The organism is Thalassovita sp., assembly GCF_963691685.1.
In the GTDB taxonomy this organism is placed as follows: Bacteria; Pseudomonadota; Alphaproteobacteria; order Rhodobacterales; family Rhodobacteraceae; genus Thalassobius.
In genome coordinates, this window is record NZ_OY829290.1 from 2,479,239 (window position 1) to 2,504,890 (window position 25,652).

At 60.8% G+C, this 25,652-nt stretch carries 23 protein-coding genes and 1 pseudogene; 12 read left to right on the forward strand and 12 right to left on the reverse strand.

Going from position 1 to position 25,652, the window contains the following annotated elements:
* Positions 1-19: 19 nt before the first annotated feature.
* From ACORLH_RS12095 to xylF, 3 genes are all read right to left on the reverse strand, one after another.
* Entirely contained in the window at positions 20-814 is a 795-nt protein-coding gene (locus ACORLH_RS12095) for an ATP-binding cassette domain-containing protein (protein WP_321828663.1), read from the reverse strand.
* Complete coding sequence (locus ACORLH_RS12100) at positions 814-2,112, reverse strand: sugar ABC transporter permease (protein WP_058242868.1); 1,299 nt, start codon at positions 2,110-2,112, stop codon at positions 814-816. Before ACORLH_RS12100 ends, ACORLH_RS12095 begins: the two co-directional genes overlap by 1 nt.
* Positions 2,113-2,266: 154 nt before the next feature.
* Positions 2,267-3,295, reverse strand: coding sequence for a D-xylose ABC transporter substrate-binding protein (gene xylF, locus ACORLH_RS12105; protein ID WP_058242867.1), 1,029 nt, complete (start codon positions 3,293-3,295; stop codon positions 2,267-2,269).
* A 201-nt stretch (positions 3,296-3,496) separates the two neighbouring features.
* Here xylF and ACORLH_RS12110 point away from each other — a divergent pair, with 201 nt between their 5' ends.
* Positions 3,497-4,714: an ROK family transcriptional regulator gene (locus ACORLH_RS12110; protein WP_321828664.1), complete on the forward strand. Its 1,218-nt coding sequence runs from the start codon at positions 3,497-3,499 to the stop codon at positions 4,712-4,714.
* Positions 4,704-6,248, forward strand: coding sequence for a CRTAC1 family protein (locus ACORLH_RS12115; RefSeq protein WP_321828665.1), 1,545 nt, complete (start codon positions 4,704-4,706; stop codon positions 6,246-6,248). The genes ACORLH_RS12110 and ACORLH_RS12115 overlap by 11 nt, the downstream gene beginning before the upstream one ends.
* Before the next feature lie 6 nt (positions 6,249-6,254).
* Here the strand turns inward: ACORLH_RS12115 and ACORLH_RS12120 are convergent, their stop codons facing one another.
* The 6 genes from ACORLH_RS12120 to ACORLH_RS12145 form a co-directional block, all read right to left on the reverse strand.
* Positions 6,255-7,565, reverse strand: coding sequence for a cytochrome-c peroxidase (locus tag ACORLH_RS12120; protein ID WP_420719750.1), 1,311 nt, complete (start codon positions 7,563-7,565; stop codon positions 6,255-6,257).
* Complete coding sequence (gene xylB / locus ACORLH_RS12125; protein ID WP_321828667.1) at positions 7,562-9,016, reverse strand: xylulokinase; 1,455 nt, start codon at positions 9,014-9,016, stop codon at positions 7,562-7,564. The genes ACORLH_RS12120 and xylB overlap by 4 nt, the downstream gene beginning before the upstream one ends.
* A gap of 152 nt (positions 9,017-9,168) precedes the next feature.
* Entirely contained in the window at positions 9,169-9,543 is a 375-nt protein-coding gene (locus ACORLH_RS12130) for a hypothetical protein (protein WP_321828668.1), read from the reverse strand.
* Positions 9,544-9,747: 204 nt separating this feature from the next.
* Complete coding sequence (locus ACORLH_RS12135) at positions 9,748-11,217, reverse strand: NCS1 family nucleobase:cation symporter-1 (protein ID WP_321828669.1); 1,470 nt, start codon at positions 11,215-11,217, stop codon at positions 9,748-9,750.
* Between the two features lie 111 nt (positions 11,218-11,328).
* Complete coding sequence (gene hydA / locus ACORLH_RS12140) at positions 11,329-12,789, reverse strand: dihydropyrimidinase (protein ID WP_321828670.1); 1,461 nt, start codon at positions 12,787-12,789, stop codon at positions 11,329-11,331.
* Between the two features lie 5 nt (positions 12,790-12,794).
* Complete coding sequence (locus ACORLH_RS12145; protein ID WP_321828671.1) at positions 12,795-14,048, reverse strand: Zn-dependent hydrolase; 1,254 nt, start codon at positions 14,046-14,048, stop codon at positions 12,795-12,797.
* Between the two features lie 464 nt (positions 14,049-14,512).
* On the opposite strand from ACORLH_RS12145, the gene cofG reads away from it, so the two are divergent.
* From cofG to ACORLH_RS12185, 8 genes are all read left to right on the forward strand, one after another.
* Entirely contained in the window at positions 14,513-15,655 is a 1,143-nt protein-coding gene (cofG, locus tag ACORLH_RS12150; RefSeq protein WP_321828672.1) for a 7,8-didemethyl-8-hydroxy-5-deazariboflavin synthase CofG, read from the forward strand.
* Positions 15,652-16,944: a 5-amino-6-(D-ribitylamino)uracil--L-tyrosine 4-hydroxyphenyl transferase CofH gene (gene cofH / locus ACORLH_RS12155; protein WP_321828673.1), complete on the forward strand. Its 1,293-nt coding sequence runs from the start codon at positions 15,652-15,654 to the stop codon at positions 16,942-16,944. Before cofG ends, cofH begins: the two co-directional genes overlap by 4 nt.
* Positions 16,941-17,906, forward strand: a complete 966-nt coding sequence (gene cofD, locus ACORLH_RS12160) for a 2-phospho-L-lactate transferase (protein ID WP_321828674.1) — start codon at positions 16,941-16,943, stop codon at positions 17,904-17,906. Before cofH ends, cofD begins: the two co-directional genes overlap by 4 nt.
* Entirely contained in the window at positions 17,903-18,577 is a 675-nt protein-coding gene (gene cofC, locus ACORLH_RS12165) for a 2-phospho-L-lactate guanylyltransferase (protein WP_321828675.1), read from the forward strand. The genes cofD and cofC overlap by 4 nt, the downstream gene beginning before the upstream one ends.
* The gene (gene cofE / locus ACORLH_RS12170; RefSeq protein WP_321828676.1) at positions 18,574-19,347 is read left to right on the forward strand and encodes a coenzyme F420-0:L-glutamate ligase; all 774 of its coding nucleotides are present in this window, start codon (positions 18,574-18,576) and stop codon (positions 19,345-19,347) included. The genes cofC and cofE overlap by 4 nt, the downstream gene beginning before the upstream one ends.
* The gene (npdG, locus tag ACORLH_RS12175; RefSeq protein ID WP_321828677.1) at positions 19,344-20,012 is read left to right on the forward strand and encodes an NADPH-dependent F420 reductase; all 669 of its coding nucleotides are present in this window, start codon (positions 19,344-19,346) and stop codon (positions 20,010-20,012) included. Before cofE ends, npdG begins: the two co-directional genes overlap by 4 nt.
* 21 nt (positions 20,013-20,033) lie before the next feature.
* Entirely contained in the window at positions 20,034-21,050 is a 1,017-nt protein-coding gene (locus ACORLH_RS12180) for a TIGR03842 family LLM class F420-dependent oxidoreductase (protein ID WP_321828678.1), read from the forward strand.
* A gap of 181 nt (positions 21,051-21,231) precedes the next feature.
* On the forward strand, positions 21,232-21,855 hold the full coding sequence (locus tag ACORLH_RS12185) for a TetR family transcriptional regulator C-terminal domain-containing protein (RefSeq protein WP_321828679.1): 624 nt from the start codon (positions 21,232-21,234) through the stop codon (positions 21,853-21,855).
* 43 nt (positions 21,856-21,898) lie between these two features.
* Here ACORLH_RS12185 and ACORLH_RS12190 read toward each other — a convergent pair whose 3' ends face one another.
* Positions 21,899-22,147, reverse strand: coding sequence for a hypothetical protein (locus tag ACORLH_RS12190; RefSeq protein WP_321828680.1), 249 nt, complete (start codon positions 22,145-22,147; stop codon positions 21,899-21,901).
* 141 nt (positions 22,148-22,288) lie between these two features.
* On the opposite strand from ACORLH_RS12190, the pseudogene ACORLH_RS12195 reads away from it, so the two are divergent.
* Both ACORLH_RS12195 and ACORLH_RS12200 read left to right on the forward strand, forming a co-directional pair.
* A pseudogene (locus ACORLH_RS12195) lies at positions 22,289-22,450 on the forward strand (ArsR/SmtB family transcription factor); the annotation flags it as partial.
* Positions 22,450-22,839 carry a VOC family protein gene (locus ACORLH_RS12200; RefSeq protein ID WP_321828681.1) on the forward strand — a complete coding sequence of 130 codons (390 nt, stop codon included), beginning with the start codon at positions 22,450-22,452 and terminating at the stop codon, positions 22,837-22,839. The pseudogene ACORLH_RS12195 and the gene ACORLH_RS12200, both read left to right, overlap by 1 nt.
* 69 nt (positions 22,840-22,908) lie before the next feature.
* Here ACORLH_RS12200 and ACORLH_RS12205 read toward each other — a convergent pair whose 3' ends face one another.
* Together ACORLH_RS12205 and ACORLH_RS12210 are read right to left on the reverse strand one after the other, a co-directional pair.
* Positions 22,909-24,720, reverse strand: coding sequence for an ABC transporter ATP-binding protein (locus ACORLH_RS12205; protein ID WP_321828682.1), 1,812 nt, complete (start codon positions 24,718-24,720; stop codon positions 22,909-22,911).
* Between the two features lies 1 nt (position 24,721).
* Positions 24,722-25,651: an ABC transporter permease gene (locus ACORLH_RS12210; protein ID WP_321828683.1), complete on the reverse strand. Its 930-nt coding sequence runs from the start codon at positions 25,649-25,651 to the stop codon at positions 24,722-24,724.
* Between the last annotated feature and the right edge of the window lies 1 nt (position 25,652).

Here is a 25,652-nt window from a genome sequence, read left to right on the forward strand (position 1 = left end):
GGGGCGCGATAGGTTATTTTCAGTCGGTGGTGCTGTCCGCGGCCTCACCCGGATTTTTGCCCAGAATGATCATCGACAAGAGGTCGTCATCGGTGACGTCTTCGATGTCGACGGTGCCGACCAATGCGCCGTTTTTCATGACTGATGCGCGGTCACAGAGTTCCATCACCGCATGCACATCGTGATCGATCAGGAAGATGCCGATGCCCTCGGCCTTCAGCTGCTGGATCAACTCGGCCACCATCTGGGTTTCATGCGGGCCCAGGGCCGCGGTCGGCTCATCCATGATCAGGATCTTGGCGTTGAAATAGACCGCCCGGGCAATCGCAACCGACTGGCGCTGACCGCCGGACAGGGCCGATACCGGTTCTGAGAACTTCTGGAAGTTCGGGTTCAGACGGCCCATGATCTTGCGGCACTCCGCCTCCATCGCGGCATCATCAACCAGCCCGAAGGGGGTGACCAACTCCCGCCCGAGGAACAGGTTTGACGCTGCATCAAGGTTATCTGCCAGCGCCAATGTCTGGTAGATCGTCTCGATGTTGTGGCTGCGGGCATCGCGGGGGTTGGTGATTTCCACCTTGTCCCCGTTGATGCGGATTTCGCCGCTGTCCATGTGGTAGGCCCCGGAGAGGATCTTGATCAGCGTCGACTTCCCTGCCCCGTTGTGCCCCAGAAGGCCAACAACTTCGCCGGGATGCAGATCCACACTGACGTGATCCACGGCCTTGATCCCCCCAAACGCGATGGAGATGTCTTTCATCTCAACCAGCGGGGTTGCGCCCTCGGCGCGCAGTTCTTTTGCCGTTTTCATCACTTCGCCCCCAGTCGCTTGCGGTATTGGATGTCGATCAGAACGGCCAGCACCAACACCGAGCCCACAACGATGTTCTGGAACGGCGCATCCACGCCCACCATCGCCATGCCCGACTGCAAGGCCTGCATGATCAACGCGCCCAGGATCGCCCCGTGAATGGTCCCCAGACCACCGGACAGCGCCGTGCCGCCAATCACCGCGGCCGCAATGACGCGCAGCTCATCCAAGGTGCCAATATCGTTGGAGTGGTTGGCCAGACGGGCCGAAGCCACAACCGCCGACAGCGCACAGAGGAAGCCCATGAGGGCAAAGATTTTCACCGTCAGCATCCGGGTGTTGATGCCCGACAGTTCCGCCGCATCGGGGTTGCCGCCTGTGGCAAAGATATAGCGCCCCAGCCGGGTGCGCCGCGCCACCACGGTCATCACAACCGCAACCGCGATCAGGATCAGAACCGAGATTGGCAGACCATAGCCCACTTCCAGACCCTCAGGCATGGTTTCGCCTTTGGCTTCCATCATCCGTTTCAGACGGCGCGCGGGGATCAGGTAAGAGTTCAGCGTCCACACCAGGCCCAGAATGGCCCCGGCGGTGATGCCGGCAATGGTCAGCTCCGCCCAGAGGGGTTTAACCGCAAAGCCATGACCCTGACGGGCGCGGCGGCCACTCCAGAGGCCAAAGAGCGCCAGCGCGGTGGCGGCGATGCCGATGATCCAGCTCCAGGTGGTGCCCATGGTGCCGTTGATGCCACCAAAGATCAGGAAGGTCTTATCCAGCGGGCCAATGGTCTGACCATCCGTCAGATACCAGGCCACGTTGCGCCAGACGAGGAAACCGCCAAGGGTGACAATAAAGGCCGGGATGCTCAGGTAGCCGACCATCCAGCCGTGAAAGGCGCCGATCAGCGTGCCCACGCCCAGACCAACCACAATGGTGATCGCCCAGGTTGCCGGGTGGTTCAGGCCGAAGCCCAGCATGTCCGGCAGCACCTGGGTCTGCACCATGGCCATGACCGCCGAACAGGTGGCCAGCAAGGCGCCAACCGACAGGTCGATGTGGCGGGTGACGATCACAAAGACCATGCCTGAGGCCATGATGGCCACCGAAACGGTTTGGATCGTCAGGTTGAAGATGTTGCGCGGCGTCAGGAAACGCCCGTCTGTCAGCAGGTTGAACCCGATGCACAGGATAATGAAAGCACCGACCATCCCCAAAAGGCGCGTGTCGAGTTCCAGTTGCTGGAACAACGAACGTTTCGCCGGGGTCTGTATCGGCTGCGTGGTGGCCTCGGCCATGACCGAACTCCAATCGTCAGCAGTGAATAATTCGTAGAAGCGTAGTCGGGGTGCCCTTCTTGGGGAGGACACCCCAAGATCAGTGGGAGACTGATCTTATGAAGAGATTAGGCGTGTTGGCCCCGTGACAGGGCCAACAACCTGAGGGGTGGCTTTAGTTACAGGGGGCCGGGCCCGCCTCAACACCCTGGCAGAGCGCCTCCTGGGTGATCCAGCCGGCATCAACCACAACGGACAGGTTGTCCTGCGTGATCGGGTTCGGGGCCAGGAACATCGAGGTCATGACAGTACCTGCGGGCGAGGTCCAGCTCATCGCGCCTTTGACGTCACCCAGTTCCGCGCCACCGGCCAGCTGTACGGCGATCTCACCAGCTGCTTTGCCCAGCTCACGCGCGTCTTTCCAGACCGAAACGGTCTGATGACCTTTGGCCACACGGTTCAGCGCAGCGTGGTCACCATCCTGACCCGAAACCGGAATGCCTTCCATGCCCTGCGCTGTCAGCGCGGCAACAACACCACCTGCGGTGCCGTCGTTGGAGGCCACAACAGCGTCCACGCCGTTGTCAGCTGCGGTCAGGATTTGTTCCATGTTGCGCTGTGCGTTGGCAGGCAGCCAGCCATCGGTGTAGGCTTCGCCGACGATCTTGATGTCGCCAGCATCAATTGCGGCTTGCAGGATCTCCTGCTGACCGCCGCGCAGGAAGTCGGCGTTCGGATCGGTGGGCGAGCCTTTGATCATGACGTAGTTGCCTTTGGGCATCGCTGCAAACACAGCCTGCGCCTGCAGACGCCCCACTTCGACGTTGTCAAAGGTCAGGTAGAAGGCACGATCGTCTTCGATCAGACGGTCATAGGCGATCACTGGAATACCTTCGTCAGCAGCAGCCTGAACAGCCGGGCCAATGGCCTGTGCGTCCTGGGCCAGGATGATCAGCGCATCAACGCCCTGGGCGATCAGGCTTTCCACATCCGACAGCTGCTTGGACGACGACGACTGCGCATCGGCCGAGATATACTCTGCACCGCCCGCTTCCAGCGCGCCAACGATGGCCGCTTCGTCGGTTTTCCAGCGCTCCTCCTGGAAGTTCGACCAGCTGACACCAACCGTCAGGTCAGCCGCCCAGGCGCCTGCGCTGCTCAGCGCCAGAACCGACGCCATCGCAATAGATTTCGCGAATTTCATTGTATTTCCTCCCGTGGATTCCAGACCCCATCAGCATTGCTACACCCCTCTTCAGGGGCCCCACTTTGGACAGGGTACGACATAGGTGTAACGATTATTTTTTTGATTCTCAAATTAAATCGGGTTACAAATTTTTCATTCGGTTGCAGAAGGGCTGCAAACACCTGTAAACAAGGCGCTAATCAGAGGGAGGGCTGGGGCGTGCCACAGATAGACAGACCGTCACATACGGGCGAGCTGCGCGAAAGCGGCCGGCAACAGGTGTTGGAAACGATCCGGGCCCAGGGGGCGATCGCGCGAATTGATATCGCCCGTGAAACCGGGATGAGCCCGGCCACCGTCACCGCCATCTCGGCCGAGCTGTTGGAGGCCGGCCTGATCCGTGAGGTTCAGCCAGAGGCAAAACCCACAACCAGCAAACGCGGTCGCCCGCGTGTCTCACTAGCCCTGCGCGGTGACGCCCATAAAATTGCCGGGATCAAAGTGGCGCATGCCTCCATCACGGTGCTGGTCATCGATTTCGAAGGCAATGAGCTGGTTGATCACGATATGCCGCTGGTTCAAGCCCGGATGGAGCCGGATCACCTGTGCAAAGCCATCGTCACCGCGCTGGAGCAATGCTGCCGCAAGGGGGGCTTTGGCCTCGCAGATATTTCGGGGCTTTGTGTCGGCATGGCCGGTCTGGTCGATGCCCCGCGCAACTTTGTCTATTGGTCCTCTTCCCTGACCAGTCGCAATGTGGATATGGGCGCCCATCTGGGTCAGCACCTGAACTGCGCCATCTTTGTTGAAAACGACGCCAATCTTGTAGCCAAGGCGGAACACCTCTTTGGCAAGGGGCGCGATGTCAGCGACTTTATCGTCATCACCATTGAACATGGTGTCGGTATGGGTGTGGTCATCGACGATGAGATTTACCGCGGCACCCGTGGCTGCGGCGCCGAGTTTGGCCATACCAAGGTGCAACTCTCCGGGGCGCTGTGCCAATGTGGGCAGCGCGGCTGTCTGGAGGCCTATGTGGGGGACTATGCCCTGCTGCGTGAGGCACGGCTGCTCAGCGATGAGGCCAGCCCACAAAGCATTGGGCAATTGTCCGCGGCGGCACGAGATGGCGATCCGCTGGCGGGATCCATCCTAGAACGTGCAGGCCGCATGTTCGCCATGGGATTGGCCAATGTTATCAATATCTTTGATCCCGAACTTATCATCGTTTCGGGCACCCATTCCAGCATGGATTACCTGCTGACCGAACAGGTGATCGAAGAGATGCGGCAATCGGTTGTGCAGGTCGATGCGCCGTTGCCAGAGGTGGTGCAACACAGCTGGGGTCAGCTGATGTGGGCCAAAGGCGCCGCCGCCTATGCGGTCGAAAAAGTGAGCGCGCAATGCGTACGGAGGTTGGTGCTGGATGCGGTATGATGTGACGGTTCTGGCGCTCTGCCTTGGGACAACGGCGCTGGCGCAGGACAGCCTGCCCAATTTCACCCCCCGCGCCTTGCCCGCACATCAATATACCGGCGGATGGGAACATTTTGTTGGCGGCGGTCTGGCAGTTTTTGACTGCGACGGGGATCTGTTGCCGGACCTCTACGCGGCCGGCGGCAGCAGCCCGGCGCAGCTGATGCGCAACCAGACAGGGGCGGATGGCACTCTGAAATTTGCCGCTGAAACGCCTGAGGCGCTGGCCCTCACCGGTGTCATCGGTGCCTACCCGCTGGACATCGACAGTGACGGCCTGCCTGACCTGATGGTGCTGCGCGATGGCGCGGATCAGATCCTGCGCGGACTGGGGGATTGCCAGTTTGAACCCTTTGACGGCCGTGGCTTTGATGGCGGCGGCAGCTGGTCCACCGCCTTTTCCGCCACTTGGGAGGCCGGTCAATCCCTGCCGACCCTGGCGATTGGCACCTATGTGGATCGCAGCGATCCCGCCGGGCCGTTTGGCACCTGCGACGCCACCCTACTCTACCGTCCTGAGGGCAATAGCTACGGGCCCGCACAGCGGCTGGAGCCGGGGTTTTGCGCGCTGTCCATGCTGTTTTCGGACTGGTCCCGCAGCGGCCGCGCTGACCTCAGGGTCTCAAACGACAGGCATTATTACCTGCGCGGCGGGCAGGAACAAATGTGGGCGATGGAGGCCACTCCGCGCCTCTATTCGGCTGAGGACGGCTGGCGCCCCTATCACCTCTGGGGCATGGGCATTGCCAGCCGTGATCTGACCGGCGACGGCTACGCGGATGTCATGCTGACCTCCATGGGGGATCAGAAGCTGCAGTATTTTGACGGCGATGGCGCCCGCCCCTCTTACAAAGACGCCACATATGAACGCGGCACCACCGCGCATCGGCCTTATACTGGGGGCGATGGTCGCCCCTCCACCGGCTGGCACGCCGCATTTGGGGATGTGAACAACGATGGTTTGGATGATCTTTTCATCGCCAAGGGCAATGTCGAACAGATGCCTGTCGCCGCGATGGAGGATCCCAACAACCTGCTGCTGCAGCAAAGCGATGGCCGGTTTACCGAGGTTGGCGATCAGGTCGGAGTTGCCGGTCTAGCCCGCAGCCGGGGTGCCGCTCTGGTTGATCTGAACCGGGACGGCGCGCTGGATCTGGCAGTGGTCAACCGCCGCGCCGAGATGGAGCTCTATCAAAACGCCAGCGCAAATAGCTATCTCAGCGTCGACCTGCAACAGGACGGGGCCAACCGCGATGCCATCGGCGCCCATGTGGAGCTGCGCGCAATGGGCAAATCCTGGGTTCAGGAACGCACCATCGGCGGCGGTCATGCCGGCGGCGCGCTGAGCCCGCTGCATTTTGGCCTGGGGGATCTGGACCGGGTGGAGCTGCGGGTGATCTGGCCGGATCAAACCACCTCCAACTGGGTGGAGGTGACAACCCGGCAGGCGCTGGTACTGAGCGGCGGCGAAACCCTGACGGTCACGCCCCGCTAAACGCCCTTAGCGATCTACAGGCAATCCACTGGGCACGGCATCGGGCACCCCCATGCGCCCCTGCCGCCAACCGTCATCGCTCAGCGCCGCCAAAAAGCTGAGGATCGCAGCAACCTCGTCATCAGACAGGTCCACCGGGGCCAGTTTATTTGCCTCAGCGATCGCGGCCAGTTCGGCCTGATCACGCAGAATGCGCTGATCGTCCACGCCGTCCAGCGCCACCAGTACTGCCTGCGCAGGATCATATTCCATCAGCCCTGCCACCGGATCCAAGTGGTGACGCACCACAGCCTCCAGCGTGGCGTAGGATCCGGCATGGCCATAGGGCCCGGTGTCCGTGATGTTGCGCAGCGAGGGCGTGCGAAACCGATACGCATCCTCAGCCGCGCCTGTGACACGCATGCGTCCCTCATCCCGGGCGTGGGTTTCAAATCGCGCCGCCTTGCCGGGGCCGATCTGCGGCATCGCGATGGCGTGAAACCCATGATCGGTTTGAAACCAACCGGCGTGACAGGATCCACATCCCGCCTTGCCGTAAAACAGATCCATGCCCTGCTGCGCCGCTGCGCCCAACGGGGCCTCTCCCCTCATGTGGCGGTCAAAGGCGCTGTCATCGGCGCGCCACTCCACCCGGATGAAATCGGCCAAAACGTCCGAGATATCGGTGAAGCTGACCGCCGCATCCTGCCCCAGAACGGCATCAAAGCGGGCGCGATATTCTGGCACCGCCACCACCCGGGCCGCGATCTTGTCCCAGGCGCCACCGGACAGTGACAGGTGGCCCAAGCGCACGGATTGCGACACATCGTTTTCCGAATAATGCCCGGCCATCTCATCACCCGAAAGAACCGGGAACATCGCCTGCGCAGACAGGACCGAGTCAAAACCCGACAGCATTTCCTGCCCCAAGGGCGTGCGCATGCCATCGGGATGATCGCTGTCCGCTTCCAGCCGGCCATCGTGGAACATCACGCTAAACTCTTCCGCCCCCAGATTGAACAACGCGGGCGCGTTGCGGGGGATCCGTTGTTCCGGCGGGTTGCTGGCATCAACCTTGCGATCCGGGCCCAGACCGATGCCGCCTTCGCCCAGCCCCAGTGACAGACCATCCGAGGTGCCGAAACGCGGATGATGACAGGTGGCGCAACTGACATTGCGATTGCCCGATAAGATCGGATCGTAAAACAACAATTGGCCCAATTCGGCGCGCGCTGGATCCACCGCGCGGAACACCGGGGGTGGTCCCAAATCAGGCCTGACCTCCGGTGCAGCCGTGGCCGCAGCCGCTGTTAGCAAAAGGGCCGTTAGCGCCCTCACGCCCCAGCGCCTTTGATCGCGGGGTACAGCGCCCGGTAGGTCTGATAGCGCGCCTCATATTGGTCCTGCAGGTCGTTGCGGGGGGGGATCACCTCGGCCACCTCGGGCGGGGTCATCAGTTGATCCGCTGCGCCCTGCCCATCCGCCGCCATTGCCAGCCGCGCCGCGCCAAGGGCCGCGCCAAATTCACCCGCTTTGGGCAGGTGCATCGGCAGATCCAGCACCGTAGTCAGGGTTTCCACCCAGAACCGCGATCGGGTGCCGCCGCCGATGGCCAGTACCTGTTTCAGATCCGCGCCGGTGGCGTTCAGCGCCTCCAGACTGTCGCGCATGGCGAAGGCAACACCTTCCATCACGGCCTGGGTCAGCTGCGCATTGTCGCTGGCGATATCCAGCCCAACAAAGGCACCCCGAATGGCGCTGTCATTATGCGGTGTCCGCTCGCCCGACAGATAGGGCAAGAAGGTGACGCCAGCGGGGCCGGTGATGTGATCCGGCAGCGCATTTGCCAGTTCCCCCGGGCTCTGCCCCAGACGGCCCGACAGCCAGTTCAGGCAATCGGTCGCCGCCAGGCTGACCCCCATCTGATACCAGCGCCCCGGCACCGCATGGCAGAAACTATGGACCGCCGTTTCGGGCATAGGGGCAAAGCGATCACGCGCCGCCAGCAACACGCCCGAGGTCCCGAGCGAGACAAAACCCTGCCCTTCGCTGAGGCAGCCAACACCGCAGGCAGCAACTGCATTGTCGCCGCCGCCGCCGGCAACAACCACCGTATGATCCAGCCCCCAATCGGCCTGCAGACTGCCGCGCAGATCCCCCGATGCCGCGGACCCTTCAACAAGGTCGGGCATCTGATCGCGCCGCATGTGGCCTGCCTGCAGCAATGTGTCAGACCAATCCCGTGCCCCCACATCCAACCAGGAGGTGCCCGCCGCATCCGACATGTCGCCAACATAGCCCCCTGTCAGCCACAGCCGCAGATAGTCTTTGGGCAGCAACACCTTGTGAATGCGCGCAAAAACCTCTGGCTCATGCTGTTCCAGCCAGAGCAGTTTGGGGGCGGTGAACCCCGGAAAAACGATATTGCCTGACAGGGCGCGCACCGGGTCGGTGGCATCCAGCGCCGCGGCCTCAACATGGGGGCGGGTGTCATTCCACAGGATCGCCGGGCGCAGCACATCACCGGCCGCATCGACCAGAACCGCGCCATGCATCTGACCACTGAGGCCAATGCCACGCAGCGCGGGCCATTCGGCAGGAAAGGCCTGCCGCAGGCTTTCAACGCAACGCTCAGCCGCAGTAACCCAATCTTCAGGCCGCTGTTCGGACCAACCGGGGTGGGGATGCGACACGGGATAGTCCGCCTCTGCCGAGCCAACCACCCTGCCCGATGCCTCCACCAGCAGCGCGCGCAGGCCCGATGTGCCCAAATCCAATCCCAGATACATATTCCCCCCTATGTCCCGCGGGACATTTATTTTAACACTCAAAATTAAACAATATTGGAGCCGAGCCGTCAACGGGTCAGATCGAAGGGTCACATATGAAAACAGCGCCTGCCAAATGGCAGACGCTGCAAAACTTCATCCCGGTAAGGCGTTCAGCCGAACCATTTCATATCCATCAAACGGCGGCTGCCACAGCGGGTGGTCATGGTCATCTGCCGCTTCACTGGCATGGTGGGTGCGTAGAACTCCACCTTGCGGTAGCGGGGTGCAAATTCGACGGTCACGCGGTTGCGCTCCTGTGTGCGCAGCTGCGCCCGCCCCCCGGCAAAAGAGGCATAATGCCCGGTGTTCAGATCCCGCACCACAAAGACGTAGTCGCGAAACTCACAGCGGTTGTCCAGCTTGATGGTGGCCACAATTGTTTTGCGTTCGGGCCAGAACACATCGCCGATTTCATACCAGAAATGGTTGACGCAAAGGGCGGTAACGGCAGCTGTCACCAGCACCCCAGCAGTTTTACCAGACATTCTATTGCTCCGTGCACATCAATGGCAGGCCGGTGCCTCCCTTCCCCCAGGGCGCACAAGTCTCAGGAACAGTAACGGCAGGTCAGGCCGCTGTCTGAGCGAATAGTTGTCGATTTTTGTGGATAAGTTCGCCTTCACGTTGCGTCACACACACCGCGGGCGATGGGAAACCGGGGCGCCGGAAAAGCGCCCCGGATCAGAGACTTACTTGTTGAAGATCTTGGACAGGACCAGATAGGCCGCGCCCGCAACAAACAGACCTACGAACCAGGCGTAAGTGTAGATGGTTGCGAAAAAATCAGAGGTGCCCGAGCTGAGGCCAACCCCCACCAGGAAGCCCGGCAGGTTCGGCAGGATACCAATGATCAGAGCGCCAACGCCGGCCCAGTTGGTGCCGCCCGAGCCAGAGTAGATGCCATCCGATTTGAACAGATCCGCCACTTTCAGGTTGGTTTTGCGCAGCAGGTAGTAGTCCGCCAGCATGATGCCCGCGATCGGACCCAGCAGCGCCGAATAGGCCAGCAGCCAGCCAACGATGTGATTGACCAGGATCCAGGGGAACATCACCAGACCGATACCTGCGGTGATGTAGCCACCACGTTTCAGGTTGATCTTGCTGGGCGCCAGGTTTGCGAAACCATGTGCCGGGGCCACAACGTTTGCCGCCAGGTTGGTGGTCAGGGTTGCAACGATCAGCGCGATCAGGGCAACGATGATCGAGGCACCGCCCATTTTCTCAGCCAGGGCAATCGGATCCCAGATCGCTTCGCCGTAGATCACCACAGTGGCCGAGGTCACGGCAGAGGCGATGAAGGCAAACAGCGCCATCGGGATTGGCAGGCCCACCAGCTGACCCACGAACTGGTCTTTCTGGCTTTTGGCGTGACGGGTGAAGTCAGGGATGTTCAGCGCCAGCGTCGCCCAGAACCCGATCATGCCGGTCAGGCTTGGCCAGAAGACGACCCAGAACTGGCCTTCTTTTTCGCCACCTTCGTCAAAGGCACTGGGGGTCGACAGCATTTCGCCGAAACCGCCAGCTTTGCTGTAGGCCCAGTAAAGCAGCGCCAGCCCCATCGCCAGCAGGAACGGTGCAGCATAGGTTTCCAGCCAACGGATCGACTCGGTGCCGTTTTTGATGAAGTAGACATGCAGCAGCCAGAAGGCCACGAAGCAGACAAACTCACCAGCCGAAATGCCGAGGATCGGCAGCGGATCACTGGCCAGCGCGCCGCCGGTCAGGGTGTTCAGGATCACAAAGATCGCCGAGCCACCAACCCAGGTCTGAATGCCGAACCAGCCACAGGCCACGATACCACGCGCCACCGCAGGGATCTTGGCGCCAGCCGGGCCAAAGGACGAACGCAGCAGAACCGGAAAGGGAATGCCGTATTTGGTGCCCGCGTGACCCACCAGAACCATCGGGATCAGAACGATCGCGTTGGCCAGCAGGATGGTCATGACGGCCTGATCCCAGCTCATGCCGGACCCAATCAGGTAAGAAGCCAGCAGGTAGGTTGGGATACAGACCACCATGCCGACCCAAAGAGCCGCGATGGAGACCCAGCTCCAGGTGCGTTCGTTGGCTGTGGTGGGCAGCTGGTCCTCATTGTAGAGGGCCGGGTCCAGCCCCGCCAGATCCGGGCGCGCCCCGGTGTTAGAAGTTGCATCAGCCATATGTGGTATACCTCCCTCGCATTGGCGTGTTTCTTTTTTTGTGTCCCGCCTGCCCGCGTCCCCCGCAGCCAGACGGCAAGAGGCCCCCGGTTGAACCGAGGGCCAATTCTTTTAGGCGCAGGCCGGCATGTTTTCGGGCTTGCGCACCACCTGACGGGGTGCGGTCAGCGCCTTCCATTTCGACAAGGCCTTGTTCACCTCAGGGTAGGCGTCGCGTTTCACGAACTGGCCATGACCCGGGGTGGCACACACGGTGCCGTCGTCCACCGCAACCACACCGCGGCTGAGCGTATAACGCGGAAGGCCGGTGACTTCACGCCCTTCAAACACATTATATTCAACCACCGACTGCTGCGTCGCAGGCGAGATGGTTTTGGATTTTTTCGGGTCCCAAACCACCAGATCCGCATCCGATCCTTCCACAATTGCGCCTTTGCGCGGGTAGATGTTGAGGATCTTGGCGATATTGGTGGAGGTCGCGGCGACAAATTCGTTTGGCGTCAGGCGACCAGTGTTCACACCTTCGGTCCACAGAACCGGCATCCGATCTTCCAGACCGCCGGTGCCGTTGGGGATCTTGGTGAAGTCATCGATGCCGAATCGTTTCTGATCCACGGTGAAGGCGCAGTGATCGGTGGCCACCACCTGCAGGCTGCCTGCCTGCAGACCAGCCCAGAGGCTGTCCTGATGCGATTTATCGCGGAACGGCGGCGACATGACGCGCTGTGCGGCATGATCCCAATTCGGGTTGCGGTATTCGCTTTCGTCCAGCACCAGATGCTGAATCAGCGGTTCACCATAGACACGCATGCCTTTCTGGCGGGCCCGGCGGATCGCCTCATGCGCCTGTTCACAGCTTGTATGCACCACATAAAGCGGCACGCCAGCCATATCGGCGATCATGATTGCGCGGTTGGTGGCTTCGCCTTCCACCTCAGGTGGGCGCGACATGCCGTGGCCTTCGGGACCGGTCAGACCCTGGGCCAGCAGTTTTTCCTGCATGGTGGCAACCACATCGCCATTTTCCGCATGCACCATCGGCAGCGCGCCAATCGCGGCGCAGCGCTGGAATGAGGCAAACAGCTCATCATCTTCGACCATCAGGGCGCCTTTGTAGGCCATGAAGTGTTTGAAAGAGTTGATGCCGCGTTTCACGACCTCTTCCATTTCTTCAAAGACCTGTTCGCTCCACCAGGTGACGGCCATGTGGTAGGAATAATCCGCACAGGCGCGCTGCGATTTGGCTTCCCAGGCAGCCAGCGCCTCCAGCATCGATTGGCCGGGGCTGGGCAGGCAGAAATCGACAACCATCGTGGTGCCGCCCGCCAGACCGGCGCGGGTGCCGCTTTCGAAGTCATCTGCCGAATGAGTGCCCATGAAGGGCATTTCCAGATGCACATGCGGGTCAATCCCGCCCGGCATCACATAGCAGCCTTCGGCGTCCAGCACCTTGTCACCCTGCAGATCCGCGCCGATCTGCACGATCTTACCGCCCTCAATGGCCACATCCGCGCTATAGCTGCGGTCGGCGGCCACAATGGTTCCGCCTTTGATAACAGTCCGTTCACTCATCGCTCTTACTCCTCAACCACTTCGGCGTATTCCAGCACGGCATGCAGCAGCACATCGCAGCCAGCGGTGGCCCACTCGCGGCTAATTTCTTCATCTTCATTGTGGCTCAGCCCGTCGACACAGGGGCACATCACCATGGCGGTCGGCGCCACTTTGTTCACCCAGCAGGCATCGTGACCGGCGCCCGAGATGATGTTGCGGTGCGAATAGCCCAGACGTTCCGCCGCGGACCGCACGGCGGTGACACAGCCTTCGTCAAAGGTGACCGGGTCGAAATGGCCGACCTGTTCGATCTCAAGACCCAGTTCCAGCTCTTCTGCGATCTTGGCGGCACCTTCACGCAGGCGCTGTTCCATATCGGTTTGGGTGTCAAAGCTGGGCGAGCGGAAGTCGATGGTGAAGACCAACTTGCCCGGCACGATATTGCGCGAGTTCGGGTAGTAGTCGCAGTGACCAACAGCGCCAACCGCATCGGGCTGGTGGCTCATGGCGATCTGATGCACCAGATCGGTGATCCGCGCCGCGCCCAGACCGGCGTTTTTACGCATCGGCATCGGGGTTGAACCGGTGTGTGCCTCCTGACCGGTCAGGGTGACCTGCAGCCAGTTCAGACCCTGACCGTGGGTGACCACGCCAATGTCTTTGCTTTCCGCTTCCAGAATGGGGCCCTGTTCGATGTGCAGCTCAAACATCGCATGCATCTTGCGCTGACCAACGGGTTCATCCCCTTTGTAGCCAATGCGCGCCAGCTCTTCGCCGAATTTCTTGCCTTCGGCATCTTCACGGTCATAGGCCCAATCCTGCGTGTGCACGCCAGCAAAAACGCCCGAGGCCAGCATCGCCGGGGCAAAGCGGGTGCCCTCTTCGTTGGTCCAGTTGACCACAACGATGGGACGGCGGGTTTTGATGCCCTGGTCGCGGACCGAACGGACCACTTCCAGACCAGCCAGAACGCCCAGGACACCATCGTATTTGCCGCCCGTGGGCTGGGTGTCCAGATGGCTGCCCATCATCACCGGATCCAGATCGGGATCGGTGCCTTCGAGGCGGGCAAACATATTGCCCATGCTGTCAACGCCAACGTTCATACCGGCGGCTTCGCACCAGCCCTTGAACAGATCGCGGCCTTCTTTGTCCTCATCGGTCAGGGTCTGGCGATTACAGCCACCGCGCAGGCCGGGGCCTTTCAGGGCCATTTCCATCAGGCTGTCCCAGAGACGGCTGCCGTCAATCCGGGCGTTGCTTTGAAGATCTTTCATGTTTGCTCCCTTCTGGTGGTCCTCCCCGGCGGGAGAGGCTCACATGTTCCGGCCCGAAGGCCACAGCTGGACAGGGCCCACCCACACGGGGACCCAAGCGACGCAGCGAACCGCGCCGGTGAAATGTCATGATGCGTTGACGCCGCTGCCGCGAAGGACAGCACGGGCCCGATGAGGAAGACACACACCTGCCTAGCCCACACCCGAAGGTGCAGAACAGCAAAGGGATCCGCCCCGGATCCCATCAAATTGCAGGCGTAGACCTCCCCGGTAACGCGTTGGACGGACTGTTTCTATTTTTTATCATTCAGTCAATAATTTTCTTTCAACAAACGTCAAACCCGTATTTTTACCTTGCTATAGATGATGAAAAATTGGTCGATTTGAAAAAATTTGACCTTTCGATCAAAAATTTATTTGACAGACTGCTCAACAATTCGCAGCCTCACGTGCAGGAGGACGCCATGACAGAAACCGTAATCAGCACCGGGGCAATCTGCGCCGAGACAGGCGATCTACAGACCCTGATGTCGCATGCCCGCGCCATTCGCGATCAGCAGTGGGGCCGCACCGTGACCTATTCGCGCAAGGCCTTTGTGCCGCTGACGAACATGTGCCGGGACACCTGTGGCTATTGCACTTTTGTCAAACACCCCTCCTCGCCCGAGGCCAATATCATGACGCCCGAACAGGTGCTGGCCACCGCAAAACGCGGCGAACGTGAGGGCTGCAAGGAACTGCTATTCAGCCTCGGCGAGAAGCCTGAGCTGCGTTATGAAGCCGCCCGCGCCGCGCTGCGCCAACTGGGCTATGAACGTCTGACGGATTACCTGGCTGATATGTGTGCACTGGTGCTGCAGGAGACGACACTGCTGCCACATGTGAACGCCGGCACCCTGACTGATGATGAGATTGACGTGCTGCGCCCGGTGGCCGCCTCCATGGGAATGATGCTGGAAACCATCAGCCGACGCCTGACCCGCAAAGGCCAGCCGCATTACGCCTGCCCAGACAAAGTACCGCTGCAACGGTTGCGCACCCTGGAACGCGCAGGGGAAAAACACGTGCCCTTCACCACCGGCTTGCTGATCGGCATCGGCGAAAGCTTTGCCGAACGGCTGGAGGCGCTGGAGGCAATCAACGCCGCCCACGCCCGGCACGGCCACATCCAAGAGGTGATCATCCAGAACTTCCAGCGCAAGCCGGATATCGAGATGGCACAGCACCCCGAACCCAGTCTTGAAGACATGCTGCGCACCATCGCGGCCGCTCGGATCATCCTGTCGCCTGACATCAGCCTGCAGGCGCCGCCGAATCTCTCCGCCCGCCACCCCGCCTATCTGGATGCGGGCATCAACGACTGGGGCGGCATTTCGCCGGTGACCATCGATTTCATCAACCCGCAGCATGAATGGCCTGAGATCCGATCGCTGTCGCAATCCTGCGCCGACGCCGGGTTTGAGCTGCGCGAACGGTTGACCGTCTACCCCCGTTACCTTGGCGCAGACAGCACATTTGTCAGCCCCGATCTCCTCGCCCGTGCCTCCGACATGGCCGAGGCCAGCGGCCTTGCCCGCCAGCAACAACATCTGGGAGAACTCGCATGACCCTGCCCCACGCCCAGCCCCCGCTTGATCTGGAAACCTGTTTGAACGCCGCCTCGCCTGAGGTGGCCGCGATCCTGCGCAAGCCGCTCACCGGCGCGGAGGTCAGCGAAGCTGAGGCCGCGCGTCTGTTTGCTGCCACCGGCAATGACGTGCCGGCGATCTACGCCACCGCCGATCAACTGCGCCGTGAGGTGAACGGCGATCAGGTTACCTTTGTGGTCAACCGCAACATCAACTTCACCAACATCTGCTACATGGGCTGCCGGTTCTGTGGTTTTGCTAAACGGGTCGAAGACACCGGCGCCGAATGGCTGAGCCCGGAACAGGTTGTGGCCCGCGCCCAAGAAGCCTGGGATCGCGGCGGCACCGAGGTCTGCATTCAGGGTGGCCTGCATCCCAAGATGCCCGGCGATTATTACAAAACCCTGCTGAAGGCGATCAAAGCCGCCCTGCCCGACATGCACATCCATGCCTTTTCTCCGTTTGAGATCTGGTATGGCGCCGCCCGCACCAAGATGTCCTATCACGACTTCCTGCGTGATCTGAAAGAGGCCGGTCTGGACAGCATGCCCGGCACCGCGGCCGAGATTTTGGACACCGAAGTGCGCCTGCAGCTGACCAAAAACAAACTCAGCGCTGAAAAATGGGTGGAAATAATCCGCGCCGCGCATGAGGTTGGGATCCCAACCACCGCCACCATCATGTATGGCCATATCGATGGGCCCGAACATTGGGCGGCCCACATCGGTCTGCTGCGGGAGATCCAGAAAGACACCGGTGGCTTCACCGAACTGGTACCGCTGTCCTTCGTGCACACGGAATCACCACTCTGGGCGAAAAACCCTGACAAGGTGCGCCCCGGTCCCACCGCGCTGGAGGTCGATCTGATGCATGCGGTCTCGCGCATCATGCTGCACGGCTGGATCGACAATATTCAGGTCAGCTGGACCAAACTGGGCGCAGAACGGGCGCAGGAGATGCTGAACCGTGGCGTCAACGATCTGGGCGGCACCCTGATGAACGAAAGCATTTCACGTTCTGCCGGGTCAGACCACGGGCAGGAGATCACCGCCAAGGAATTGGTGCAGATGATCCGCTCGGCCGGTCGTGTGCCCGCGCGGCGCAACACGGTCTATGGCATCCGCGATGTCTATATCGATCACGATCCCGAAGACATCGCGCCTTTGGTGAAACGTAAGGCGGATCAAAACCCCCTCGCCTTCCTTGAGATGTTCCCGGAGCCCGCTGTCGACACCCCCGTCACCCCGCATGTGGAGGCCGCAGAATGAACACCCCGATGAAAGTGACCCTGCTGGCTGGCGGTGTGGGCGGTGCCAAAATGGCCGAAGGTCTGGCCGCCCTGTCCGACGTGGATCTCAGCATCATTGGCAATGTGGCGGATGATGACGCTTTTCACGGCCTCTGGGTGTCGCCCGATATTGACACGCTGACCTACAGCCTTGCCGATGTGATTGACCGCACCCAGGGCTGGGGGGTCGCAGACGAAGGCCACCGGGCCCTGCAAACCCTGTCAAAACTGGGGGCTGAGACCTGGATGACCCTGGGTGATCGGGACTTCGGTCTGCACATCTACCGCACCATGCGCCGCGCCAAAGGCGATCGCCCCAGCGATATCGCCCGGGATGTGGCCAAAGCCTTTGGTGTCAAACCGCAGATCCTGCTGCCCACCGATGATGTGGTGCAGACACGTGTGCGCACCGATGACGGCTGGTTGAGCTTTCAGGAATATTTCGTCCGCGAACGCTGTGCCCCGGAGGTGCGCGAACTGGCCGTTCACGGCCTGAGCGACGCGCGCCCCACACCCGAGGCCTTGGCGGCCATAGCCGGCGCAGACCTGATTGTTGTGGCGCCGTCCAACCCGTTGGTCTCCATCGCACCGATCCTTGATGTGCCCGGTATCCGCGCCGCGGTGAGTGATGCAGCGGCGCTGAAGGTGGCGGTCAGCCCCTTCATCGGGGGCAAGGTCGTGAAAGGCCCGGCGGACAAAATGATGAAAGCCCTTGGCGAACGCCCCGATGCCCTGGGTGTGGCGCACCGCTATGCTGGCTTTATTGATGCCCTGATGATTGACCGGGTGGACGCCCCGCTGGAGGAAGAGATCCGCGCCGAAGGTTTGGACATCCTCAGTTCAGCCACTCTGATGAAAAGCCGCGATGACAAGGCCCGACTGGCCAGTGAAATCGTCAACTACGCCCGCGCCCAACAGCTTGAGACGCGCATCGCTTCATGAACCAGATTGCCCGCCCTTCCCGCCGCTTGGTGGTGATCCCGATGAAGGATCCCGCACAGGCCAAAACCCGGCTGGCCGACAGTCTGGCGCCAGAGGAACGCGCCGCGCTGGCCCGGACCCTGTTCCGTGCAACCGTGGAACGGGTGCAAACCGCCATTGCTGAACTGGCTGGGGACCCGGTGGAGATCAAAATCGCCACAGTGACCAGCAGCCCCGAGATTGCGCGCATCGCCTCGGAACTGCAGATCCACCTGATCGACGAGGGCCGTAGCAACAGCCTGAACGCGGCGCTGACCCATGCTGGGGGCTGGGCCACGGCGAAGGGCTATGATGCGCTTTGCGTTTTGCCCGGCGATCTGGCCGATCCGACCCCTGCGGATCTGGCCCGGCTGCTGTGCCACCCGTTGCACGACACGCGCGCGACCGCGCAGGCGGTGCTGTGCCCGGCCAGCGATCTGGGCACCAACGCGCTGCTGACCCCGCTGCCCTGTCCCTTCGACTTTGCCTATGGGGTGAAATCGGTGATCGCCCATTCAAACGCGATTGAGGCGGCGGGCCTGACCCCCGTCATCCTGCCCTTGGCCAGCCTGCGCATCGACGTGGATCGCCAGAGCGACCTCAGCCATCTGAAATCCCCCAATCTTCACTGGGCCGGAGGCCTGCCACAATGAGCCTATCCGTCTCCCTGACCGCTGTGCCGGGCATTCCCGATGTGCAAAACGGTGACGACCTGGCGCGGATCCTTGGGGATGCACTGGTCGCCGCAGATCTGTCACCCGAAGCCGGTGACATTCTGGTGGTCGCGCAGAAAGTCTTCTCCAAGGCCGAAGGCTGCATCATCCCGCTCTCCACCGTTCAGCCCTCACTTGAAGCGCTGAAATACGCCGAAGAGCTGAACAAGGACGCCCGCAAGGTTGAGGTTGTGCTGCGCGAAAGCAGCCGCGTTGTGCGTTCCTTCAAGCGCCCCGATCAGAACGAAGGCACGATGATCTGCGAACACCGGCTTGGCTTCATCTCGGCCAATGCGGCGGTGGATGAATCAAACTTCGGTGAAGAAGACGCCGCGATGGTTCTGCCAAAGGATCCCGATGCCAGCTGCACCGTGCTGCGCGCCGCGCTCTCTGCCCGGTTTGGCGTCGAAATTGGCGTTGTGATGACCGACACCTTCGGCCGCCCCTGGCGGTTGGGTCAGGTCAACGTGGCAATAGGCCTGTCCAAAGTGCCCGCCACCATCCGCGAACAGGGCAATGTAGATGCCTGGGGCCGCCCGCTGGCGGTCACGGAACCTGCGCTTTGTGACGAAATTGCCGCCGCCTCGGGCCTTGTGGTTCGCAAGGACGGCAAAACACCTGCGGTGCTGCTGCGCGGCCTTGACTGGCAGCCAGAAAACAGCAGCGGCGCCGACATTCTACGTAAAAAACAGGAGGATATGTTCCGATGACCATTGCCATTCTTGGCGGCACCGGCCCACAGGGCCAGGGGCTTGCATTGCGTTTTGCCCGTGCAGGCGTACCCGTTGTGCTGGGAGGCCGTGACGGCGGCCGCGCCGCTGCCATTGCAGAAGAGCTGATGCAGAAACTGCCCGCAGGCAGCGCCGCAATCACCGGTCTGGACAACGAAGGCGCCACCGATGCTGCCGAAGAGATGGTGGTTCTTGCGGTGCCGTTTTCGGCCCATAACGCCACTTTGGAAGCGCTGAAACCCCGTCTGGCCGACAAGATCCTGGTCGACATCGTGGTGCCGCTGAAAGAGGGCGATCCGAAAAAGGTCGACATGCCACCAGAAGGCTCCGCCACTGAGGCCGCACAGGCGATCCTGGGCGATGAGATCCCGGTGGTGGGCGCGCTGCACAATGTCTCGGCGGTCACGCTGAACAACCTGGACTGGGACATCAACTGCGACATCCTGATCTGCGGCAACTCACTGCCCGCCCGTAAGGCCGTGATGGATCTGGTGCGCAAACTGGATGTCACCCCCTACAACGCCGGCGACGCCGAAGCGGCGCGCTGCATTGAGGCCATCACCCCCATTCTGATCCGTCAGAACATTTCCAAACAAGTGCCCTTCAGCCATGCGGGCATCCGCATCTGGGCACCCGACCACTGATTCCAACGAGGGAGAATAACAATGGAATTTGGCATTTGCTTCAAAGGCTTCGTCGAACCCGAGCGCGCCCGCGCGCTGGTGCGTCAGGCCGAAAACGCCGGCTTTACCTACTGCTGGTTCTACGACAGCCACATCCTGTGGCGTGAAAGCTTCGTGGCGATGGCCATGTGCATGGAACACACGAAAACCATGCGTTTTGGTCCGCTGGTCACCAACCCCAACTCGCGCGAATGGTCGGTTGCGGCCTCGCTCTTCGGTTCGCTGGCCAAACAGTCGGGCGGTCGCTTTGATATCGGCCTCGGCCGCGGTGACAGCGCGGTGCGCGTGATGGGCAAGAAACCTTCGACCATCAAACGGATGGAAGAGTTCACCCATGTCGTCAAAGACCTGATCCGCGGTGAAGAAGTACAATACGGCGAGTGCCCCGAGCCGGTGAAATTCCCCTGGGCCGAAGGCTATGAGCTGCCGGTTTGGATCGGCGCCTATGGCCCGAAAGCGCTGGCCTCGGCTGGCCGCGTTGGCGACGGTGTTGTGCTGCAGATCGCAGAGCCCGCGATCATCAAATGGCTGGCAGATCAGGCCAAAGCCGGCGGCGAAGCCGAAGGCCGTGACATGTCGAACTACCGCGTGATGGCGGCCGCTCCGGCGCACACCGGTCCGATCGAAGAAGGCATCGAGAAAACCAAATGGTTCCCGGCGATGGTAGGCAACCACGTTGCTGATATCGTTGAGAAATACGGCGCTGACACCGATCAGGTTCCCTCCAGCCTGACCAGCTACATCGAGAACCGCAAAGGCTATGACTACTCCAAGCACGGCCAGAGCGATAACCCCTATCTCGACTTCATCACCGAAGACATCGTCAAGAGCTTCTGTGTGCTGGGCACCCCTGAGGAGCACATCACCAAGATCCGCGAACTGGAAGCCGCCGGCACCACCCAGTTCAACATCTACCTCGACAGCGGCGACGAAGAGAAAATCATCGCCGACTACGCCGAGACCGTCATCCCCGCCTTCCGGGACGGGGCCTCTTCCTGATCCTCATCCCCGTAGGATCAGCCACTGGGGGGCGGGCGCTGCTCGCCCCCTTTTTCGCCAAAAGGGTGCATCAAAACCTCATTTTCCCCTGCGCATGTCAATTTTCCGCAGGCGGGCGCTAGCCATGTCTGCTCTGGTGTGCAATAGGGGCTGAAACAGTGCAACCAAAGTGGCGAGTTTGATGGCACGCAAGGCAGCGACGAAACCCATGACGCGTATTCAGCGTCAGAAAACCGAACAGATCCTGACCGCAGCCCTTGAGGTTTTTGCAATCCACGGATCCTCCGGCGCCTCGATCAACATCATCGCCAAAACCGCCGGGCTGACCACGCCCAACATCCTCTATTACTTCGAAAGCAAAGACGCGATCCGGCAGGAACTGCTGTCGCGCACGCTGCAGCTGTGGATGGCCCCGCTGAGCCTGATCAACCGCAACGGGGAACCGATCGAAGAGATCTGCACCTACATCAAGCGCAAGTTGGAAATCTCGCAGAACTTTCCAAAGGACAGCAAGTTTTTCGCCAATGAAATCCTGTCCGGCCTACCGCAATCCCGCGATGAGCTGTTTGGCCCGCTGAAAGACCTCTACACTTCAAAGATCCTGCTGCTGGAGGATTGGATGGCCGACGGCAAGATCGCCAAGGTTGATCCGCATCATCTGCTGTTTTCGATCTGGGCCACCACCCAGCATTACGCCGATTTCGACGCCCAGATCGAGGAATTGGCCCCCGCCGCACCGGCAGAACGCTTCGCCGAAGCCGAGGCGTTTTTGATGCAAATGTATCGGAAGTTGCTGGCAGTGTAATTGAAACGATTGCTTAAATTAGTGCGCAATTGATTCAAATCTCTCAGTCGCGATATGAAAACACCATGTTTTTCAAATCCAGAAACTCTGGGCAACTTGTCTTAATGTTGATTTCTTGCGTGCCATCGCGGCAAGTGCCATTCAAGTCCCAACTCCGAGGCACAGTACTGCTTTGGCTCTGGATTTGCCCGTGAAATTGATCTGTATTTGCTAGCGGATCGAACGCAGTAATTTCAGCTACCGATCCGCCACGCAGCTCGACTTGGACCGGTTCAATCACAATATAAGCCAATTTCTCTTCCTTCTTTATTAGACAATCTTAAATAGCGCGCAAGCACACAAACACACCTCAACTATAACTTCAATAATCTAGCGCTACCCACAATTATTTGAGCTCTGCGCCGCAGCGGTCAGCGACTCTGGCGTTGCTCTTTCGCGCCAGACCGTTTCGCAACATCTGGCGGTGCTGGAAAAGGCCGGGCTGATTGAGACGACATGGGAAGGCCGCACCAAGGCCCATTCCCTCACAGTTTCCGAAGCCCACATTCAGGCGGCCGCTTGGCTGACCGAATACAGAACCACCGGAGATGAATAATGAAAATCTATGTGACAAACGTCTTTGTCGACGATCAGGACAAGGCCGAAGCCTTCTACACCGACGTGTTGGGCTTTGTTGTGAAAAACAACATCCCTCTCGGTGAAAACCGCTGGCTGACGGTGGTGTCAAAGGACGCGCCGGACGGCACCGAATTGTTGCTGGAAGCCAGCGATCACCCTGCCGTGCCGCCCTACAAACAAGCACTGGTGGCGGATGGCATTCCGGCCCATTCCTTTCAGGTTGATGATCTGAGTGCGGCGCATAAACGGCTGAGCGATCTTGGCGTGAATTTCACCGTTGCCCCGATGGAGGCCGGCCCGGTGCGCATGGCGGTCTTTGATGACACCTGTGGCAACCTCATTCAACTGATTGAGATGACAGCTTAAATTGCGGACGCGTGGATCATCGAACCCGCGCGCCCGTCCATTTCCATGCGGCCCAAGGTGGAGAAGCGTTTAGCCCTGCCCGCCTGCCAGGATCTGCTCCAACGGATCATGTTCCGCAACCCAATGGCCCGGCCCCACCGCGTTCAATTCAGGCACATAGGTCAGATCCCCTTTGGCCAGACGGCTGGGCAGGAACCGCAGCGCCGCCTTGGGATCCATTGGTGAGGGCAGTTCGCCGGGGATGGTGATCCGTTGGCGGTTCCGCTCCACCTCAGGGTCCGGGATTGGCACGGCCGAGATCAGCGCCTGCGTGTAGGGGTGCAGCGGCGCGGAACAGATGGTTTCGCCATCCGCCAGCTCCACGATGCGGCCCAGATACAGCACCATGATCCGGTTCGAGATCGAGCGCACCACCGACAAGTCATGGCTGATGAACATCATCGACATGCCAAATTCGGCCTGCAATTCCTTGAGCAGCGTCAGGATCTGCGCCTGAATGGACACATCCAACGCCGATACCGCCTCATCACAGATCACCAGCCGGGGCCGGTTGATCATGGCACGGGCGATCCCCACACGCTGGTTCTGGCCACCTGACAGCTCATGCGGATAGCGGTTGATCATCCGGTGATCGAGGCCCACCCGCTCCATCATTTCCTCAACCTTTTTGACCCGCTCCGGCCCGGTCAGTTGCGGCTGGAAGGTGCGCAGCGGCTCCTGGATGGAGGCCGAGATGGTCATGCGCGGATCAAGGCTGGCCAGCGGATCCTGAAACACGATCTGCAGATCCTTGCGGTGTTTGGTCAACGCCCGCTTGTTCAGCCCGTTCAGCGGCGCACCCAGCCAGGACACGCCACCACCCGTGGGGGGGATCAGCTGCAGAACAGCGCGGGCCAAGGTGGACTTGCCACAGCCAGATTCTCCAACGATGCCAAGGGTTTCGCCCTCCGCCAGTGTGAAGCTCACGCCGTTCACGGCCTTCAGCGGGGTTGGTTTGGCGAACAGGCCACGGCTGGTTTTGATGTCAAACTCCACCCGCAGATCATCCACGTCTAACAGGGTGTTGACCCGCTCACCCATGCCTTCAGGCGCGTCCACCGCATCGATGCGCGGCATCGCTGACAGCAGTTTCTGGGTGTATTCATGTTTGGGACTGGCAAAGATCTGATCCACCGGCCCGCTTTCCACAAACGCCCCAAGGCGCATCACCTCAATCCGGTCACACATCCGCGCCACCACGCCCATGTCATGGGTGATCAGAGCGATCGCGGTGCCGTGGTTCAGCTGCAGATCATGCATCAGATCCAGGATTTCCGCCTGCACCGTCACATCCAGCGCTGTTGTCGGCTCATCCGCGATCAACAGTTTCGGATCACACAGCATCGCCATCGCGATCATCACCCGCTGGCGCATCCCGCCGGACAGTTCGTGCGGGTATTGTTTCAGCCGGCGCGCGGCCTCAGGGATCCGCACCCGGTTCAGCCAATCCAGGCAATGCTGACGCGCGGCGCCACCGCTCATGCCTTTGTGGACCTTCAGCACCTCCACCATCTGATCCCCCACCGTCAGATGCGGGGTCAGCGCGGTCAGCGGATCCTGAAAGATCATGCCGATCCGGTCCCCCCGGATCTGGTTCAGCTTGGCGGTGGGCAGGTTCAGGATCTCCTGCCCGTCAAACTGCACCGACCCTGTGGCCCGACCATTAGGCGGCAACAGCCCCATCGCAGCCATGAAGCTTTGGCTTTTGCCGGAACCACTTTCGCCGACGATGCCCAGACATTCGCCCGCCTTGATCTCAAAGCTGACGCCTTTGACCGCCTGCACCACCCCATCGGGGGTGTCAAAACCGACCTTCAGGTCTTTAACAGAAAGCACAGTCATCTTAGCGGTCCTTCGGATCAAGCGCATCGCGCAGACCATCACCGATGAAGAACATGGTGATGATAATCGTCACATAGAAAAAGAGCGGGAACAGCAGCTGCCATATGGTGCCATAGGCCATGGTGCCCGCGCCCTCGGCGATCAGCGCCCCGAGTGAGGTGTTGGGTTCCGAAATGCCCAGGCCCAGGAAGCTGATGAAGCTTTCGGCCAGGATCATATCCGGCACCAGCAGCGAGGCGTAAACAATCACAACCCCGGCCAGGTTTGGCAGGATGTGGCGGGTCACGATCCCTGCGTCTGACACACCGCCGGCACGCGCGGCCTCAATAAACTCCCGGCTTTTCAGCGCCAGCGTCTGACCCCGCACGATGCGGCTCATCGTCAACCAGCTGACCGCTCCCAACGCCAGAAACAGCGTGGTGAAGCTTTTGCCAGCGACAACAAGGATCAGGATGATCACCAGCGTGGTTGGGATCGCCAGCAGAATGTCAACAAAACGCATCATCAGCCCGTCCAGACGGCCACCAAAATAGCCCGCAATGATGCCGTAAAACGTGCCCACAACCAGCGCCATACCGGCCCCGATCAGACCCACCAAGAGGGAGGTCTGGGTTGCCTGAATGGTCCGCGAATAAAGGTCACGGCCCAGATCATCGACGCCAAAATAGTGGCCGCTGGAAATAGACGGCGCGCCAAGGCCCACCACATCCCCCATCGCGGTCCAGTCGATGGTTTCATGATCCCATACGGCAAAGAACGGTCCGATGATCACAAAGGCCACAATCAGCCCAAGGATCACGCAGCTGCCCATCGCCGCCTTGTTCTGGCGGAACCGCAGCCGCGCATCCGCCAAGAGCGACCGCCCCTGCATCACCGCATTGTCTGCAACCGCCTCAGCGCGGTCGGTTTCTTTTTTGGAAAATCCTAGCATG